Consider the following 18,116-nt stretch of genomic DNA (forward strand, 5'->3'; position numbering starts at 1 on the left):
CCGGCGGTCCTGCCTGGCACGATCGGGTCCGTGCGCACCGCCGGCCGCCCCCGGCTCGAGGACCGCAGACGTCCCGGGCACACCGCCCGCGAGGAGGTGCTGGACGCCGCAGGGGAGCTGTTCACCACCCGGGGCTACGCCGCCACCTCGACCCGCCGGATCGCCGAGGCGGTGGGCATCCGGCAGGCCTCGCTCTACCACTACTTCCGCACCAAGGACGACATCCTGGAGGTCCTGCTCAGCGGCACGGTGACCCGGCCGCTGAGCGCCTGCGCGCACTTGATGCGGATGACCCTCCGCCCCGCCGTCCGGCTGCACGCGCTCACACTCCTGGACTCCCGACAGCTGTGGGACGGCCCGTGGAACCTGGGGATCCTGTACCTCCTGCCGGAGGTGCGGACCGAGCGCTTCGCCCGGTTCCACCGCGCACGCGACGACCTCCGGAACCGCTACCGGGAGCTCTCGCGGGCGGTGGTGGCCGACCTGCCCCCGCCAGCGCCCGACGTCCTGACCGCGGACCCCGACGACGACGTCGTCTTCCGGCTGACCGAGACCCTGCCCAACCTGCGCGCCGACGGCCTCGGTTCGCCCGACCAGCCGGTGCGCACCGCGGACCTGGCGCTGCACGCGCTGGGCTGGCGCGGCGACTGGGCTCAGCTGCGGTCGGTGTCCCGGACCGCGGGAGCGGACGTCGCCGCGGCGGCGGAGCGGTCGGATGACAGGGCGGGGTGAGCCCGGCCGGCTCCCCGGCGGCCACGTCGGTGTCCCGGAGGAACGGGGACTCCCCGCGCGGCCACGTGCCGACGCTGCAGTCGGCGGGTGGGTTCGGAGCGGGCGACCCGCTCCGCCTGCTCGGGCGGGAGGCGGTGGCCAGCCGGAACTGCTCGCTCGGGTGCCGACGGCTCCAGCCGACGTGCGCGGCGAGGTCCTCGACCCGGCAGCGGCCGGCGCCGCGGTGCACCAGGCGCCTTCGGTCCCGGCGCCTCGGCCACGGGGCCGTCAGGCCGTCTCCGGGACCAGCTCCGTGCGCGGCGCGGAGTTCGGCGTCCTTCGCCACGACCGGTTCCGCCGCCAGAACACGTAGGTGGCCAGGCCGAGCGGGATCGGCAGGACGTAGGTCAGGGCGCGGTAGACCAGGACCGCCGCGGCGACCGAGGCGCGCGCCCCGCCGGCCGCGGACAGCCCGGTGATCAGGGCCAGCTCGACCACGCCGAGCCCGCCCGGGGTGAACGGGACGGCGGTCAGCAGCCGGGCGAAGGCGAACACGGCCAGCACCTCGGTCCACCCGACCTCGCTGCCGCTCACCCCGGCGAACCGCAGTGCGAGCAGCAGGACGAGGAACAGCGAGAGGTGGCTGACGAGGGTGGCCAGTGTGATCCAGTGCCAGCGGGCGTGCAGCAGCAGCGCGGTGCGGTCGCGGAACCGGCTCGTGGCTCGCTCCCAGCCCTGCACCGGGGGGCGGTGCACGATGCGCAGCAGCGCCGAGACGGCCCGACCGGCGACCGTCCCGATGCGGGCGGCGCTCTCGCGGCTGCGCAGCAGCAGGCCGAGGACCACCACGGCGGCGGCCAGTCCGGCCACACCGGCCAGGCCGGCGGCCAGCCGGCCGGCGGTCGGCGGGGCGGTGAACGCGAGCAGGGCCAGCGCGAGCACCGGCGTCCCGAGCTTGACGAAGTTGTTCCACAGCCCCGAGACGAGCAGGGACACCGACGTGCGGGACCGGGAGAAGCCCCACGAGGAGTTCATCCCGTAGGTCAGCCCCAGGGCGAGGGCCGCGCCGCCGACCACCGTGTTGGACACCGCCGTCGTGGTCAGGCTCGACACCGTCGCCTGCCGCAGCGTCAGCCCCGGCATCGTCGCGACCATCACGAACTGGTAGGTGGCGAGGTTCCACGTCGCGACCAGCAGGAGGACGACGACCTCGACGGCCGTCATGCCCGCGACGGTGGCCCAGACGTCGGACAGGCTGGTGAACTGCGGCAGGAACCACGCGAAGACGGCGACGACGAGCGCGACCGACAGCAGTGGCCCCAGCGCCCTGCGCCACGGTGGCCGCCGGCGTCGCTCCCCGGCGACCGGTGCTGCGGCGGTCACGGCGCCCCGTCCTCCGCCGCGGGGCCGTCGAGGTGCAGCCGGCCGCCGCTCTCCTCGTGCACGTGCGCCGCCACGTCCGCGCGGCGGACCACGTCGATGCTCTCGGTGGCCACCGCCAGGGGCTCCGCGCGGTAGTCGCCGTCGAGCCGGAAGACCATCGCCAGGCACCCGCCGTCGAAGACGTAGAACCGGGTGCCAACGTACTGCGGGTGGACCTGGGTCACCAGTTCCAGGCGGCGCAGCCCCTCCCGGTCGCTCGGGATCTCGGTGGCGCCCCGAGTGTTGCAGGCCTCGGTCAGCCGCGCCTCGATGGCCCGGACGCCGTCCCGGTCGGAGTCCAGCCAGAACCCGCCGGAGCCGTCGCGGACCTCGACCTCGGCCAGGCGCCAGCCCAGGGGGACGGCGTCCAGGCACGGCAGCCAGGACGCGGAGGGCACCGCCTGCGCCATGAGGACCACCCCGCGGGCAGGCTCGCCGTCGTCCCCCGCCCGGCAGGCCAGCTCGTCGCTGCCCAGGGACGCCGGCGCCGCGCACCCGGCCAGCAGGGCGGCCGCGAGGGCCGCTGCGGGGGACAGCCACCGGGGCCTCACAGCGGGGACCACATGACCAGGTCGACGGCGAGGCGGCAAGCCAGCGCCAGGAGCAGCAGGGTCGCCGCGGTCAGGCCCACGCGTCGCATGGACCAGCGCTGGATCCGCACCGCTGGCAGCCGGTAGGGCAGCAGCCGGAGGAACTCCGCGTGCAGGTCCCGGCCCTGCTGCCGCAGCATCCGCCGCAGCTGGCTGGGCATGGTCAGCCCGCGGGTCGCGGCGAACGCCTCCGCGATCTCCTCGTCGGAGAAGTGCAGCCGGGCGCGGCGGTACACCCGTGCCACGTCGGTGCGCAGGGCCAGGACCAGCATCATGTTGGCGAGGTCGACCGCCTGCCGCCACGGGCTGGGCCGCACCTCCGCGAACGCCGAGTCGATGAGGAACAGCGTCCCGTCGCGGACCAGCACGTTGGCCGGCTTGACGTCGCGGTGCGCCACCCCGATCTCCCACATCCGGCGCACCACGGACAGGCCCTGGTCGATGACCCCGTCGTCGACGACAACGTCGGGGTCGCCGATCTCCCGCCCACCGGCGAGGAACTCGGCGACGAGCAGGTACTCGCGCTCCGGGGTGATCTCCACGATCCCCATCGGGTGCGGCACGGGCAGCCCGGCGTCCCACAGCAGGCGGAGGACGTAGTCCTCGTACTGCACCAGGCGCCGGACGCTGTGGTAGGGCTTCTCGTCCTCGAGCCGGCCGTACAGCAGCGTGCGGCCGAGCTTGAACCAGCGGTCCGAGCGCAGGTGCGTCGCCGCGTAGAGCTTGCCGAAGACCCAGCTCTCGCCCTCGCTGTGCCCCGGGTCGGCCTTGACCGTGATCCTCAGCGGGGTGGAGCCACCGGACCCGGCCAGGCCGAACGGGGTGACCTGCGTGGCGACCAACCCGAGCTGGTCCTGCAGGGCGCGGACGATCGCCCGGCCGCGGCCGCCGGTCACGTCCAGGTGGGCCGGGCTGCCGCGGCTGTACCGCACCGGGTACACCTCGTTCGGCGTGAGCAGCCGGAACGCCGCCAGCGGCGCCGCCACGCCGAGGACCACGCCGGCGAGCACGTCGGTGGGGTGGTCCTGCGCCAGGTACAGCCGGGACGCCGCGGTGCCCGCGAGCACGGTGACGACGACCCACTTGCCGACCGTCCGCCACCGCCCGGCCGGGACCAGGGCGTAGACGGCGCTGACCAGGGAGGCCGTGAGCACGGTCATCGGCACCGACGGCATGGCGAAGCCCGACCACGGCCCGAGGATCTCCACCCCGTAGGGCCGGGGTCGCTGCAGCGTGGCGGCGGCTTCGGCGGAGAGGGTGGGCACCAGCAGGCAGACCCCCAGCCACACCAGCAGGTGGCGCCACCGCCGGGACGCCACGAGGACCACGACGGTGACCAGCCAGAGGGTCCTGACCGCGGCCGGGGTCGCGAGCCCGCCGGCGACCTCGGCGACCCGGGTGAGGCCGGGCGAGCGCACCTCGCTGATCGCCTGCAGCACGCGGGTGTCGACCAGGTCGACCACCGCGATGCTGCCGGTCACGACCCCGACGGTCCACAGCAGGACGACCGCGGCGCTCAGGCCCAGCCACCACTTTCCCGACGCGGCGAGGTGGCGGGGCAGCGGTGGGGGCTCCCCGGAGGGGCGACGACGCCGCCGCACGCGCGCGATGGCCTGGGGCGCCGGCCGGACGCCTGGTCGCGGGGAGGCCGCCTGGAGCGGCACCTGCGGCAGGGACGCCATGCCGTGGAAGGGTCCTCCCCGGGGCGGCGCGCGACCATCCCCTTTGGTCCCGGATGCGGCTACGTTGCGCGGAGGCACACCCCGGCATGGGGGAGGAGGCGCCGTGCGACCTTCCCGCGCCCGGCTGGCCGGCGCGCTCGCGCTCCTCCTGGTGACGACGCTGGGGACCGCCTGCGGCAGCACGGCGGCGGAGCCGTCCCCGGCGACGGAGCCGACGACCGAGACCGTGCTGATCGCGTCCTACGACTTCCAGGAGAACCAGATCCTGGCCGAGGTGTACGCCGAGGCCGCCCGGCGGGACGGCGTGCCCGTCGTGGTCGACCACGGCATCGGCACGCGGGAGGTCGTCGCGCCGGCCCTGCAGCAGGGCGTGGTCCACGCCGTCATCGACTACCTCGGCACGGCGCTCGCGTTCGCCCGTCCGCAGACCGAGCCCGGGGAGCGCTCGCCGGGCGAGCTGCACGCCGCGCTGCGGCTCACCCTCGGGGCGCACGGCGTGACGGTGCTCCGGGCCGCCGCTGCCGAGGACCAGAACGGCTTCGCCGTCGCCCGGTCCTTCGCGGAGGCGCACGGCGTCCAGCGGCTGTCGGACCTCGCCCCGCTCGCCCCGCAGCTCCGGTTCGGCGGCCCCCCGGAGTGCCCGGAGCGGCCGTTCTGCCTGCAGGGTCTGCGGGAGGTCTACGGCCTGGAGTTCGGCGAGGTCGAGGCGATGCCCTCGCGGGTGGCGACCGTCGAGGCGCTGGTCTCGGGCCGGATCGACGTCGGCCTGGTCGAGACGACCGCCGCCCGGCTGGCGGTCGCGCCGATCGTGCTGCTGGCCGACGACCGGGGACTCCAGCCGCACGAGAACGTCGTCCCCCTGGTGCGCACCGACGTTCTCGAGCGCTACGAGCGTCTCGAGCCGGCGTTCGACGCGGTCAGCGCCCGGCTGACCACCCAAGCCCTCGTGGAGCTCAACCGCGCCGTGGAGCTCGACGGCCTGACGCCCGCCGAGGCCGCCGCCCGGTGGTGGGACGGCGGTTGAGCGGCCCCGCCGGAGCGCGGCGGCGCGGCCGCGGGCCGACCGTGTGCGCTGGTGCGCGGTTCCGCGGCCGGCGGAACCGCGCACCAGCGCACCGTCGGCCGGCCCGGGGACGATGCAGCGGCTCCGCCCGGGAGGGGAGCCCCTGGACTGGGTGTCGATGTGGGTCTGGACGGTGGCGACGTCGGTGGTGGTCGTGTCGATCCGGTCGAGCATCGGGTCAGCACGAGGGCGTGGTGTTCGGTGGACCGGCCGGTCAGCGCCTCGGCCAGCCGGGCGGTCTCGGGGCGCAGGCCGCCGCGGCCCAGAGCGGCCAGCACCGCGGGCTCGCGCTCATCGGCGGTCAGCAGGGGCGTGATCGACCGCCCGGAGGCGCCGCACGGGTCACTCACCACGTGCCCGGGAACGCGCGGACGGGCGGCTGGCGCAGGCTGTCAGCCGACAGGGCTCGTCGCACCCGGATCATCCACCGCTTGCACGAGCATCTCCCGGCGGGACCTGCACAGGAGACCCGGACCGTCGTCGTGGACTGGATACTCCACGTGGTGCACAGGAGGCTGAGATGGCTCATTCGGTGGTGACCGGGGCGACGGTGGCCGAGGTGATGGCCGAGCTGGCCGAGCTCGAGGACCCCAGGATCCGGGAGGTGAACGCCAAGCACGGTGACGACCACGGCGTGAACCTCAGCAAGCTGCGCGCGCTCGCCAAGCGGCTGAAGACCCAGCAGGAACTCGCGCGCGGGCTGTGGGAGACCGATGACACCGCCGCGCGACTGCTGGCGATCCTGATCTGCCGGCCGAAGGCGTTCGAGCGGGACGAGTTGGACACCATGCTGCGTCGCGCACGAACCCCCAAGGTGCACGACTGGCTCGTGAACTACGTGGTCAAGAAGAACCCGAACTGCGAAGAGCTTCGCCTGGCCTGGTCCGCCGACCCCGACCCGGTGGTCGCGAGTGCCGGCTGGGCGCTGACCACCGAACGAGTGGCGAGGCAGCCCGAAGGCCTCGACCTCCCAGGACTTCTCGACGTCATCGAGGCAGAGATGAAGGACGCCCCGGACCGCTTGCAGTGGGCGATGAACCACTGCCTCGCCCAGATCGGGATCGAGCACGCCGAGCACCGCGCCAGGGCGATCGACATCGGTGAGCGCTTGGAAGTGCTCAAGGACTACCCGACGCCCCCGAACTGCACGTCCCCGTTCGCGCCCATGTGGATCTCCGAGATGGTGGGCCGACAGCCCCACGTGTGAGGGGTTCCGCATCTCGCCTCTCGAGCTGTCCTGCGACCTCGCTCACCCCACGACCTGCCGACCATCTGCAGTCCTCCGGTGCCCACCGAGCCTGTGAGCACAGCTCAGACGGTGGACTTGACCCCATCGAGCAGCCGCGTCCGCCAAGGTGGTGTACCACGGCCGCACTCCTCGCCTCACCGCGACTCCCACACCCGCTACGAGAGCATCACCACGTAGGACAAGCTCTGACTCTGAGCCATGAGCGATCGGCCCGGTTGTCCACCGCGCCTCTACGACTGCTGCGCGACCCGCGGGGGAGTCCAGGGGTGACGTGTCTGGGACAGCCGGAGCATCATCCGGCACACGTTCTCCGTGCTTCCGGATGAGGAGGAGGTGGACGGCATCGGCATGGGTTCCGACAACGGCGCGACCGACCCCACCTCGTCGGCTCTCCGTGAGGGCGCCGACGTGCTGTCGACCGAGTCGCGGGCCTCGCGGCGATTCTGACCGCCTGACCCGTCCGAGGGAGGACCGCTGTGCTCATCCAGACCCCGGACCAGCGGCTCCGGGTCTTCATCAGCTCGACCATGGAGGAGCTGGCCGCCGAGCGCGGAGCGGTGCAGGCCGCCGTCGAGCGGCTGCGGTTCACGCCAGTGCTCTTCGAGCTGGGCGCTCGACCCCACCCGCCGCGCGAGCTGTACCTCGCCTACTTGCAGCAGAGCCACGTGTTCGTCGGCGTCTACTGGCAGTCGTACGGCTGGGTGGCTCCCGGGCAGGAGCTGTCCGGGCTGGAGGACGAGTACGTCGCCGCGAAGGACATGCCGAAGCTCGTGTACTTGAAGGCGCCGGCGCCCAACCGGGACCCGAGGCTGGCAGCGATGATCGACCGGATCGGGTCCGACAGGCTGTCCTACCGCAGCTTCCAGACCGCCGAGGAGCTCGCCACCCTGGTCGCCGACGACCTCGCCCTGCTGTTGAGTGAGCGGTTCGAGGTCCCGGAGGTGACGGCGGGCGGCGCGCCCGGTCCGCGGTGGCGGCTGTCGGCTCCGACCAGCTCGTTCGTCGGCCGGCAACGTGAGGTGGCGTGGCTGCGGGAGCTGCTGACCGATCCCGCCACGCGCCTGGTGACCCTCGTCGGGCCCGGTGGCATCGGCAAGACCCGCCTGGCGCTGCAGGTTGCAGCGGGGCTGCAGGAGGCATTCCCGGACGGCGTCGCGGCCGTACCGCTGGAGACCGTGCGCTCGCCCGACCTGGTGCCGTCCGCCATGGCGACCGCTCTCGGCCTGCCGGACGGGGGTGGCCGGTCGCCGCAGGACGCTCTCGCCGCGTTTCTGGCACCACGGCGGATGCTGTTGATCCTCGACAACCTGGAGCAGGTCGCCGGCGCAACGCCGCTGGTCACGCAGCTGCTCGGTGCCGCCGCGGAACTCACCGTGCTCGCCACCAGCCGGGAGGTCCTCCATCTCACCGGCGAGCACGTGGTCACCGTCCCTCCGCTGCAGACGGGCGGGGCTACCGAGTCGGTCAAGGTGCTGGCCCGGGCCGAGGCGGTGCAGTTGTTCCTCGATCGCGCCCGGGCGGTCCGGGCCGATGTCCCCCTGGACGTGCCGCAGCTGCGGGCGGTCGCCGAGATCTGCCGTCGGCTTGAGGGGCTTCCGCTGGCGATCGAGCTGGCGGCCGCCCGGGTGCGGCTGCTCGACCCGGTTGAGCTGCTGCGCCGGCTGGACTCCCGGTTCGCCATGCTGACCGGGGGACCACGCGACCTGCCGGAACGGCAGCACACCCTGCGCCGGACGGTGGAGTGGAGCTACGACCTGCTCGACGCCGAGGACAAGGTCGCCTTTGTCCGGCTGGCCGTCTTCGTCGGCGGCTTCACACTGCCCGCCGCCGAGGCGGTGTGCGCCGACGAGCGGGTGCCCGACGTGCTCGGCGCGGTGGCCTCGCTGGTGGACAAGAGCCTGATCCGAGTGGGGGCCCCGGACTCCGGGGAACCGCGGTTCAGCCTGCTGGACACCGTCCGCGAGTTCGCCGTGGAGCGGTTGGAGGCGAGCGGGGAGGCCGATCGGATCCGCGCGGCCCACGCCGCCTTCTTCCGCGCGTTCGCGCTCACGATCCAGCCGGCAGCGCCGGGCCGGGCGGACCCGCCTGCGCTGGACCGATACGTCATCGAGTCCAGGAACCTGGGCGCGGCGATGCGGACGTTCCTCGACCGCGGCGCCGAGGACGGGGCGACCGAGCTCGGGCTCGCGCTGTGGCGATTCTGGTGGGTCCACGGCCTCTTCCGCCCCGGGATCGGGTGGATGGAGGAGGTGCTAGCGCGCGGCCCAGGCATCACCGAGGCCGAACGCGCCCACGCGTCGCTGGTGCTCGGGATGCTGAGCTTTGGGCAGGGCGACCACGACCGGGCCCTCCCCGCACTGCGGACGGCGGTCGAGCTCCACCGTGCGCTCGGCGACCGCCGCTCGGCCGCCCTGGCGGCGGTCCCGCTCGGGCAGCTCGTGGCAGCGGCCGACCCCCCCGAGGGGGAAGCGATGCTCGCGGCCGCCGTGGCGGACTTCCGCCAGCTCGACGACCGGTGGGGCCTCGCCTTCGCGCTGCTGTTCCTGGGCGGGGCGCTGCTCCTCCGGGACAACCCCGAGGAGGCGGTGCCGGTGCTCGAGGAGAGCGTCGCGGTCGCCCGGACGTGCCCGACAGAGATCGTCCTCGACAACGCGCTGGTGAACCTCGGTCTCGCACACATCGCGCGAGGGAACTTGGACGAGGCGGACCGCGTACTGAGGGAGGCGCTGGAGCAGGGCCGCGCCCTCGACAGCCGCGAGACCAGCGCCCGGGCACTGGACGGGCTGGCTGCCGTCGCCGTGGCTGCCGGGAACTCCAAGCGGGCAGCCCGCCTCGCCGGCGCGGCCGAAGGGATCCGCCGGTCGGTTGGTGCGGCCGTTTTCCCCACTGACGAGACGATCTGGGCGCGCACTCGGTCCGCACTCGCCGACCGGCTGGGCGAGGCGGACAGTGCCGCCCGCATCGAAGCCGAGGCGCGCCGACCGCTGGAGGACCTGCTCACCGCCCGATGGTGGCCCGCCCAGTCACCCACGGCTCACGAAGGACACACCGCCGACCGCGGCAGAATAGGCACGGTTGGAGTTGACCCGCTTGCGTGAACACCGGGTTGCTGCGGCTTGAGGCTCAGACCGCGGTGGTGCCAGTGTGCCGTGCTTCGAACGCCGCCGGGGCGGCGATCTGGCCGAGGGTGGAGGCCTCTGGCGGAGGTATAGAAGCTCTGGAGGTAGTCGACGACGGCGAGCTTGGCCTCGCGTCGGGTGGTGGAGCGTCCGCCGGGCTGCTGGGCGAACAGCTCGCACTCCAGCACCTCGACGACCCCTGGCTCTCGGCGGTGGTGGGAGAGCTGTCGGTGAAGAGCGAGGACTCCGGCGGCTGTGGGCGTCGCACGACGTCCAGCGGGCGTGCCCACCGAGCCTGTAACCCCAGGTCGGAGGGCGGATAGGAATGGAGTGGGTGCGCCATCAGGGAGTCGAACCCGAACCCGCTGATTAGGAGCCGCAATAAGGCGCCATTCCGCATCCATTCCGGACCGCGCATCGCTGCTGCTCAGGGACTGTCGCGCGCCGCTGACCTGCGGTAACGTCATCGGCGAGGTGATGGCGAGACTGTTGGTGGTAATTGGCCGACGTTGGCCTGGAATGGCTGGAAATAGCTCTGCTGCGGACTCCTTGCGGACAGCTGCAATTGTTCGCTCCGCTGTCGGCCGCGATCGGCGGGTGCCGGCGGCGCCCGTCCGCCGCATCGTGGGGACCTGACGGTGGTCAGCATCGCCCGCCGGCCCAACGGACGATGGCGGCCCCGCTACCGCGACGCGGCGGGCAAGGAGCACGCGCGGCACTTCGAGAAGAAGGCCCGACGCGCAGGCGTGGCTGGACTCGATCACCACCTCGGTGTTCACCGGCGCCTACGTCGACCCCAAGCGGATCCGGGTCACCCTGGCCGAGTGGGCCGGTCAGTGGCTGGAGAGCAAGGTCGACCTCAAGCCGACGACGCGGCGCTGCTACGAGGTCTCGCTGCGGGTGCACGTCCTGCCGGTGTGGGGCCGGTGCGGCTCGGCGACATCACCCACCAGGGCGTCGCCGCCTGGGTAGCTCGGCTGTCCCGTTCGGGGACGAGCGCCTCGACTGTGCGCCACGCCCACCGGGTGCTGTCGCTGGTCGTGGGCCTGGCGGTGCGCGACGGCCGGCTGACCCGCAATCCGCCGGTCGGCGTGCCGCTGCCGCGGACGGTGCGCGGGGAGCAGATTTTCCTCAGCTACGCGCAGGTCGACGACCCGGCCGCGGCCGCCGGCCGTGACCGGCTGGCCATCCTGTTCCTTGCCTACACCGGCGTGCGCTACGGCGAGATGGCGGCCCTGCGGGTGCGCAACCTCAACCTGCTGCGCCGGCGGGCGCTGATCGCCGAGGCGGTCGCGGACGTCAACGGTCACGGGGTCTTCGGCACGCCGAAGACCCACCAGCGCCGGCAGGTTCCCGTCCCGCGGTTCCTGGCCGAGGAACTCGCCGTCCATGTCGCCGGCAAGGAGCCCTCGGACTTCGTCTTCGCAGCGGAGCAGGGCGGCGTGCTGCACCTGCGCAACTTCCGTCGTAACAGCTTCGACCCCGCCGTCCGCGCCGCCGGGCTGGACGGCCTCACCCCGCACGCGCTGCGGCACACCGCCGCCTCACTGGCCATCATCAGCGGAGCGAACGTCAAGGTGGTGCAGACGATGCTCGGTCACCAGTCGGCGACGATGACCCTGGACCTGTACGGCCATCTTTTGAACGACCAGCTCGACGAGGTCGCCGACGCGATGGACGCGGCGCGCGCTGCCGAGGCGTCGGCGCGCCGGCCGGCGGCGACCGTGGCGGCGCTGCCCACCGTGCGCTCCGCGGGCGGCCCGGTGGGATGACCCCCACGTGCGGACGTCGCGGCTCCCGACGGTCCTGGCCTGCGCTCCGCCGGCGCCCGGGCCGGCGGCGTCTGGGTGATGCCGTCGTCTGCAGCCGTGGTCCGGCCGCGCCCCCACCGCCGGGCAGTGTGCCGGCTGCCTTGGTCGCCGGAAGGGCGCTGCGCGTCGCTTCGCGATGGGCCTCCGGCCCGCCCTTCCCCTGAGCTGCGCCAGCCGGGACTTGGCGGGTTGTGGCGAGCGGCCAGAGGTGTGGGATGCCGCCCGGCGTCCGCAGGCAACCGCAGCCCGCAGGCCCCACCCGAGCCGGTCGATGCCGCCGTGGCGGACACCGATTGCGTCGTCCAGCGCGCTGTGGACGAACAATGACCTGTCCACGGTGATCACGACGAAGCGCTACGGCGATACCGAGGAAGCCACTGTCATCGCCATGGCATCCAGACCGCTCCACGCGCCGGCGGACTGTGCGCCGGTGTTCCGGCGAGGCAACAGCCGGTCCGGTCAGGCACACCGTGGAGCTCGCCCGACCCGAGAGGACACCCGATGAATGACGCCGTCGGCAGCTCGCGGGACGGGATCTCGCGCGGCCCGTGGATGACACCGGCCCAGGCTCGAGCATTGGCCGCTGCAGCGGCTCCTTCCGCACGCCCGTTGATGCGCTCGTGCTTGTCCGCGCAGCGTTGCCGCATCGCGCTGCAGCAGGAACCGCCGCACTCTTGAAGTTGCAGGCGCAAGAAGGTGCCCAAGTGGGCGAGGAGTGACCGCACCGACCAGAAGAAGGCAACGGCCTCCGCGGCCTGCCACGACGCGCCCTCGATCACCGGTCGTGGCACGTGGCCCGACGCGCTCGAGCGGAGTGTGGTGCCTGATCAGAGGATGTAGAGCATCTCCTGGTAGGTGGGCAGCGGCCAGAGGTCGTCGGCCACGACGCCCTCGAGGACGTCGGCGGCGGCCCGAACGGCAGCGATGGCGGGCAGCAGCGCGTCCTGCGCATGGCGAGCACCTTCCATGGCCGTGGACCCGCCGCGCTCGTCCAGGGCCGAACGCAGGGTGGCCAGCGCCGACCGCAGCTCGGCCAGCGGCGCGGTGACCTCCTCCAGCGCGGTGGCATCGGGTTCGACCCCGGCGGCCCTGAGAGCACCCAGGTTCAGCGCGACCTCGGTCTGATGGCGCACGGCGGCCGGCAGTACCGACGTCGCCCCGACTTCGAGGGTCAGCCGAGCTTCGACCCCCACACTCAACGCGTAGTGCTCGAGCCCGATCTCGTAGCGGCTGTGCATCTCGCGCTCGCTGAACACCCCGTAGGTACCGAACAGCTCCATCGCCGACTCGGAGACCAGTTCGGGCAGCGCGTCCAGGGTCGTCCGCAGGTTCGGCAGCCCACGCGCCGCCGCCTCGACCTGCCAGTCGTCGGAGTAGCCGTCCCCGTTGAACACGATGGCGCCGTGATCGGTCATGATCTTTTCCAGCAGCTTCTGCACCGCGACGTTGAACTCGGTGCCGGCGGCCACCGCCGTCTCCAACTCGGTGGCGATGTGGTCCAGGGCCTCGGCCATGATCGTGTTGATCGTCACCATCGGGCCGGCTACCGTCTGCTGCGACCCCGGGGCGCGGAACTCGAAGCGGTTCCCGGTGAAGGCGAAGGGGCTTGTCCGGTTCCGGTCACCGGGGTCGGTCGGCAGCACCGGCAGCGTGTCGACGCCGATGATCAGCGTCCCCTTCTCCTTCGACGACGTCGCCCCACCCTTGGCGACCTGGTCGAACACGTCGGCCAACTGGTCGCCCAGGAAAATCGAGATGATCGCGGGGGGCGCCTCGTTGGCGCCCAGCCGGTGGTCGTTGCTTGCCGAAGCGACCGAAGCCCGAAGCAGACCGCCGTACTTGTGTACCCCGCGGATCACCGCTGCGCAGAACACCAGGAACTGGGCGTTCTCGTGCGGGGTGTCCCCCGGCAGCAGCAGGTTCCCCTCGGTGGCGTTGCCGAGGGAGAAGTTGACGTGCTTGCCCGAGCCGTTGATGCCCTCGAACGGCTTTTCGTGGAACAGGCACTCCATGCCGTGCTGTCGCGCCAGCCGCTTGAACGTCGTCATCAGCAGCTGCTGGTGGTCGGCGGCCACGTTTGCGCGCTCGAACACCGGCGCGATCTCGAACTGTCCGGGCGCAACCTCGTTGTGCCGGGTCTTCGCCGGGATGCCGAGCTTGAACAGCTCACGCTCGGTGTCCAACATGTAACCCAGCACGCGCCCGGGGATGGCCCCGAAGTAGTGGTCGTCGAACTCCTGCCCCTTCGGCGGCTTCGCGCCGAACAGGGTCCGGCCGGCGTTGAGCAGGTCCGGCCGGGCGAGGAAGAAGTGCCGATCGACCAGGAAGTATTCCTGCTCCGGCCCGCAGAAGGACACGACCGCGTCCGGCTTGGCGTGCCCGAACAACCGCAGCACTCGCTCGGCGTGCCGGGCCATGGACTGCTGGGAACGCAACAGCGGCGTCTTGTGGTCCAGGGCATCGCCGTTCATCGAGACGAAGACCGTCGGGATGCACAGGGTGTTGCCGTTCGGACTCTCCAGCACGTAGGCCGGGCTGGTCACGTCCCAGCCGGTGTACCCGCGGGCCTCGAAGGTGTTGCGCAGCCCTCCGCTGGGGAAGCTGGACGCGTCCGGCTCACCCTGAGTCAGGGTCTTGCCGGCGAACTCGGCCAGCGCCGAGCCGTCCCCGGCCGGCTCCAGGAAGCTGTCATGCTTCTCAGCGGTCAGCCCGGTCAAGGGGTAGAAGACGTGCGCGTAGTGCGTCGCCCCCTTTTCCATCGCCCAGTCCTTCATCGCCGCGGCGACGGCGTCGGCGACCAGCGGGTCCAGTAGCGCGGCATGGTCGATGGTGGCGAGGACGGACTTGTAGACCGACTTGGGCAACCGCTTCTGCATCTCGGCCTTGCTGAAGACGTTGGCGCCAAAGACCTCACCCGGGGTCTCGCCGGCCGTGAAGCTCACGGCCGGGGGCACGTAGGCCTCGACGCCCTTGATGGCCTGCATACGGACGGCGTTTCCGCTCACGGCGGCTCCCTTGGGATGGCGGTGCGTGTGGCGGGAACCCCAGCAGAACCCGACGTCACCAACCTAGGAACGCCCCGCACCGGGGGCGTTTCGCGCCGGTGAACACCGGGCTCGCGATGGGTGCCGCCAATGCCCCGCGCTTGAGACGGCGGTCGGCGCTCCGGTAGCGCTCGACGTCGCCGAGGCGGCCCGAACGCTTCCGGTCGCGGGCACGCGGAGCAACGCCGACGGACAGAAGTGCTTGTGTTACATCTATGTAAACACGGGCGTGTCGATGCGGGCGTCGGGAACACCGGCGACCATGCCGGAGGACTGGCGGAACCAGCTCGAACTCCACTCCCTGGGCGCGTGTGTGAGGGCCTGCCTGGTGTACGAACTGGTCGCCCAACAGGTGGCCGGTCAACCGGTCGAAGTGACCACGGCAGCACTGCGATCCGCCGCCCGCGCGCAGGGACTGGACACCCACCAACCGTGGATCAGTGCGGCCGCGCTGCAGATGAGCCGGGAGAGCAGCCCCACACTTCCGTGACCGCCATGCGCCGTCACCGTCCCGGGACGGCATAACCGCCGGACTCGGCCGCGGCCGAGTGCGCGCGGAACCAGTTCCGGGAGGCGGCCCCTCAGCCCGCGATCCGCCGGCACTCCTGACAACGAGGAACAGCACGCGCGTCAGTCCACTCCATGGCGGTGATCGCGGTGAACAGCATTCCGCAGACTGAGGCCGCCAAGCCGTCTACGACCGGCCGGGATACCGCATGGGCCGTGCTACCGACTCCGTTCTCGTCTCCGCGGTCGGGGAGCCGGGCGCGCTCCACCGATTCGACGTGCGTGCCGGTCACGTACAGATCTGCCGTCATGGCAGGAGCTTTATCCTGTCGCGTGTCACGAACATGACGCCGCCCGTGCCGGTGACGGGTAGAGAATCCTCAGATGCGGATCGCAGTCATGGCTCAGGCTGGTCGGGACCACGATTGGGGGACAGCGGTCCTGAGAGCCGAGCACGCATGGCAGGAGCGTCGAATCACGTGAGCCCGACGGCGCCATCGTCGCCACCGCGCTCATCCCTCATGTCAATCCTGCGAGGGCGCCTCCGTAACTGACTTCGTCTGTGTCTTGCGGCGTCGTGCGTCGGTGGCCTTGGCGATGACCGTGTCGGGGTCCTTGGTCCAGGTGAAGGGTGCGCAGCGGTCGTTCCAGGCGTCGATGAAACGCTCGATGGCAGCGATGAGGTCGGCGACGGTGGGAAAGCTGCCGCGGCGCAGCGCCTGGCGGGTGATGATCGAGAAGAATGCCTCGACCAGGTTCAGCCACGAGCCCCAGGTCGGGGTGAAGTGCAGGCGCACCCGCGGATGACGCTCGACCCAGGCGCGCACCGCCGAATGCTTGTGGGTGGCGTAGTTGTCGACCACCACGTGCAGCTGCCGGCGCGGATAGGCGGCGGCCACCTGCTTGAGAAAGGCCAGGAACTCCTGGTGGCGGTGCCGCTCGGTGCAGGCGTCGGTGACCCGCCTAGTCGCGCAGCTGCTCGTTCTCCACGAGCTTGGGGGTCTTGGGCCGACGAGCGGCCCGTTCGGCCTTCCACTGCGCGACCGACGCCCGGTATGCCAACTGGCCGCCCCGAGTGGCCGCGTTGCCCCGCAGCTCCCGCGACACCGTCGACGCTGCCCGGCCGATCCGGCGGGCGATCTCGCGGACCCCGTCCCTGGGCGCGCAGCAGCGCGATCTCCTCCCGCTCGGCGAAGGCCAGGTACCGCCCCGAGAGGGCCCCGACCCGAGCGAGGCGGACATGCCGCCGCGCTGACGGAACCACCGCGACCCGACCGGCCCGGACACCCCGACCGCGACCGCGGCGTCCTCACTGCTCAGCCCCTCGGCAACCTTGGCCCAGAACGCCCGCTCGACCTCACGCCGCGGCGGCGGCCGGCCCGGAGACCGCATCGGCGCCCGGCTGGTCGTCGTCGACATCCACGCTGCTGTTCGTCCCAACGTCACACCCCTGCTCATCGGGGTGTTGCGACGACCAGTTGAATCCGCCCAGTACCTGGCCATCCGCTACACCGAACGCCTCGACGTCGCCGGCGCCGTCCGGTCGGTAGGCAGCAAGGGCGACTCCTACGACTGTGAGCATGAAGGGGTCGCTGCGGCGGCGGTCTGACCCCTGTTACGACCGGCCCTGTGGGTGCCTTCGCGTTGACGTGTCGACCGCCGTTGCAGCGACCCCCGGACCACTGGCCGGGCGGCCGTGACCTGATAGGAGCCTGATCGCAGCAGGTCCCATCGCAGTCCTGTCCGTCCCGCCCGACCAGCGGGATGCGACCGCGATCTGTGAGGAGACCTCGGCCATGACCAGGATGACCCTGCGCGCCGACGATGTCGTCGTCGGCGTGGACACACACAAGGACGAACACGCCGCGGTGCTGCTGGACGGGCACGGCGGCAGGCTCGCCGAGCTGATGCTGCCGGCCACCGCGGCCGGATTTGCCCAGGTGTTGACTCTCGCCCGCGGGCACGTCGGGCCGGCCGGGCGGCTGGTGGGCTTCGGCGTGGAGGGCACCGGCTCCTACGGGGCGGGGATCGCCCGCTACCTGCGCCGGCACGGACAGCAGGTGCACGAGGTCAACCGGCCTCCGCGTAAGGGAGAGCGGCGGCTGTCGGGCAAGAGCGACCTCATCGACGCCGAACACGCCGCCCGCCAGGTCCTCGCCGGGCTCACCCTCGCGGTCCCCAAGACCGCCAACGGGCAGAGCGAGTCGCTGCGGTTGCTCAAGATCGCTCGGGACACCGCGGTCAAGGCCCGCACCGCCGCCATGATCGCGCTCAAGGCCACGCTGGTCACCGCCGAGGAGGAGCTGCGCGCCCGCCTGGAACCGCTCACCGACGCCAAGCTCATCGCCGCCTGCGCGGCGCTCGACCCGGCGGGCGACCTGCGCGGACCGGACGCGGCGATGCGCCACGTGCTGGCCTCACTGGCCCGCCGGTGGCTGGCGCTGCACGAGGAGATCGCCGCGCACAGCCGCCACCTCAAGCAGCTCACGCAGGCCGCCGCCCCGCGGATGCTCGAGCTGGTCGGCGTCGGCTTCGACATCGCCGCCGAGCTGCTCGTCACCGCCGGCGACAACAGTGACCGAGTGCGCTCCGAAGCCGCCTTCGCCAAGATGTGCGGCGCCTGCCCCATCCCCGCCGGCTCCGGGCGCACCAACAGCCGCCACCGCCTCTACCGTGGCGGCAACCGGCAGGCCAACGCCGCCCTCTACCGGGCGGTCATCGTCCGCATGCGCTGGCACCAGCCGACCATCGACTACGTCACCCGCCGCACCGCCGAGGGCCTGTCCAAGCGGGAAATCATCCGCTGCCTCAAGCGCTACCTCGCCCGCGAGATCTACCGACGACTGCCACCTTCCGACATCGACCCAGTGCCCGTCACGAACCCCGACTCGACCGACCTCCGCGCCGCTTGACAGCTA

14 protein-coding genes and 2 pseudogenes are annotated in these 18,116 nt (G+C 72.2%); 10 read left to right on the forward strand and 6 right to left on the reverse strand.

The genetic code is table 11. The features are described 5' to 3' along the window. Nucleotides 1–30 precede the first annotated feature (30 nt). On the forward strand, nt 31–732 hold the full coding sequence (locus tag BLW63_RS20045; RefSeq protein ID WP_170856869.1) for a TetR/AcrR family transcriptional regulator: 702 nt from the start codon (nt 31–33) through the stop codon (nt 730–732). Nucleotides 733–999: 267 nt separating this feature from the next. Here BLW63_RS20045 and BLW63_RS20050 read toward each other — a convergent pair whose 3' ends face one another. From BLW63_RS20050 to BLW63_RS20060, 3 genes are read right to left on the reverse strand one after another with little or no spacing between them, the layout of a single operon-like run. After that, nucleotides 1,000–2,094, reverse strand: coding sequence for a lysylphosphatidylglycerol synthase transmembrane domain-containing protein (locus tag BLW63_RS20050; protein WP_091160259.1), 1,095 nt, complete (start codon nt 2,092–2,094; stop codon nt 1,000–1,002). Further along, nucleotides 2,091–2,684 (reverse strand): hypothetical protein, encoded by a 594-nt coding sequence (locus BLW63_RS20055; RefSeq protein ID WP_244522690.1) that lies wholly within the window; start codon nt 2,682–2,684, stop codon nt 2,091–2,093. The genes BLW63_RS20050 and BLW63_RS20055 overlap by 4 nt, the downstream gene beginning before the upstream one ends. Then, nucleotides 2,681–4,405 (reverse strand): phosphatase PAP2 family protein, encoded by a 1,725-nt coding sequence (locus tag BLW63_RS20060; RefSeq protein WP_091160261.1) that lies wholly within the window; start codon nt 4,403–4,405, stop codon nt 2,681–2,683. The genes BLW63_RS20055 and BLW63_RS20060 overlap by 4 nt, the downstream gene beginning before the upstream one ends. A gap of 103 nt (nt 4,406–4,508) precedes the next feature. On the opposite strand from BLW63_RS20060, the gene BLW63_RS20065 reads away from it, so the two are divergent. The 6 genes from BLW63_RS20065 to BLW63_RS20090 all read left to right on the forward strand — a co-directional run bounded on the left by BLW63_RS20065 (nt 4,509) and on the right by BLW63_RS20090 (nt 11,608). Continuing rightward, a complete protein-coding gene (locus BLW63_RS20065) occupies nt 4,509–5,429 on the forward strand; it encodes an ABC transporter substrate-binding protein (protein WP_244522691.1) in 921 nt (306 codons plus the stop codon). 559 nt (nt 5,430–5,988) lie between these two features. Further along, nucleotides 5,989–6,675: a DNA alkylation repair protein gene (locus tag BLW63_RS20075; protein ID WP_091160266.1), complete on the forward strand. Its 687-nt coding sequence runs from the start codon at nt 5,989–5,991 to the stop codon at nt 6,673–6,675. Nucleotides 6,676–7,029: 354 nt separating this feature from the next. Beyond that, nucleotides 7,030–7,164 carry a hypothetical protein gene (locus BLW63_RS28655; protein WP_280140550.1) on the forward strand — a complete coding sequence of 45 codons (135 nt, stop codon included), beginning with the start codon at nt 7,030–7,032 and terminating at the stop codon, nt 7,162–7,164. Between the two features lie 29 nt (nt 7,165–7,193). Beyond that, nucleotides 7,194–9,815 (forward strand): ATP-binding protein, encoded by a 2,622-nt coding sequence (locus BLW63_RS20080; protein WP_091160268.1) that lies wholly within the window; start codon nt 7,194–7,196, stop codon nt 9,813–9,815. A 792-nt stretch (nt 9,816–10,607) separates the two neighbouring features. Next, the gene (locus BLW63_RS28140) at nt 10,608–10,808 is read left to right on the forward strand and encodes a hypothetical protein (RefSeq protein WP_244522692.1); all 201 of its coding nucleotides are present in this window, start codon (nt 10,608–10,610) and stop codon (nt 10,806–10,808) included. 35 nt (nt 10,809–10,843) lie between these two features. Further along, nucleotides 10,844–11,608, forward strand: a complete 765-nt coding sequence (locus BLW63_RS20090) for a tyrosine-type recombinase/integrase (protein ID WP_244522693.1) — start codon at nt 10,844–10,846, stop codon at nt 11,606–11,608. An 866-nt stretch (nt 11,609–12,474) separates the two neighbouring features. On the opposite strand, the gene BLW63_RS20095 is transcribed toward BLW63_RS20090, so the two are convergent. Continuing rightward, entirely contained in the window at nt 12,475–14,652 is a 2,178-nt protein-coding gene (locus BLW63_RS20095) for a glutamine synthetase III family protein (protein WP_091160275.1), read from the reverse strand. Between the two features lie 367 nt (nt 14,653–15,019). Here BLW63_RS20095 and BLW63_RS27025 point away from each other — a divergent pair, with 367 nt between their 5' ends. Continuing rightward, nucleotides 15,020–15,181 (forward strand): hypothetical protein, encoded by a 162-nt coding sequence (locus tag BLW63_RS27025; RefSeq protein WP_170856881.1) that lies wholly within the window; start codon nt 15,020–15,022, stop codon nt 15,179–15,181. Between the two features lie 541 nt (nt 15,182–15,722). On the opposite strand, the pseudogene BLW63_RS20110 reads toward BLW63_RS27025, so the two are convergent. After that, a pseudogene (locus BLW63_RS20110) lies at nt 15,723–16,169 on the reverse strand (IS630 family transposase); the annotation flags it as partial. Next, a pseudogene (locus tag BLW63_RS20115) lies at nt 16,168–16,617 on the reverse strand (helix-turn-helix domain-containing protein); the annotation flags it as partial. The pseudogenes BLW63_RS20110 and BLW63_RS20115, both read right to left, overlap by 2 nt. Here BLW63_RS20115 and BLW63_RS26320 point away from each other — a divergent pair. Then, a complete protein-coding gene (locus BLW63_RS26320; RefSeq protein WP_139263699.1) occupies nt 16,532–16,807 on the forward strand; it encodes a hypothetical protein in 276 nt (91 codons plus the stop codon). The pseudogene BLW63_RS20115 and the gene BLW63_RS26320 overlap by 86 nt on opposite strands. A gap of 187 nt (nt 16,808–16,994) precedes the next feature. Then, entirely contained in the window at nt 16,995–18,110 is a 1,116-nt protein-coding gene (locus BLW63_RS20125; RefSeq protein WP_091159631.1) for an IS110 family RNA-guided transposase, read from the forward strand. The last annotated feature ends 6 nt before the right edge of the window (nt 18,111–18,116 follow it).

It is taken from the genome of Geodermatophilus africanus, assembly GCF_900107105.1.
Lineage (GTDB): Bacteria > Actinomycetota > Actinomycetes > Mycobacteriales > Geodermatophilaceae > Geodermatophilus > Geodermatophilus africanus.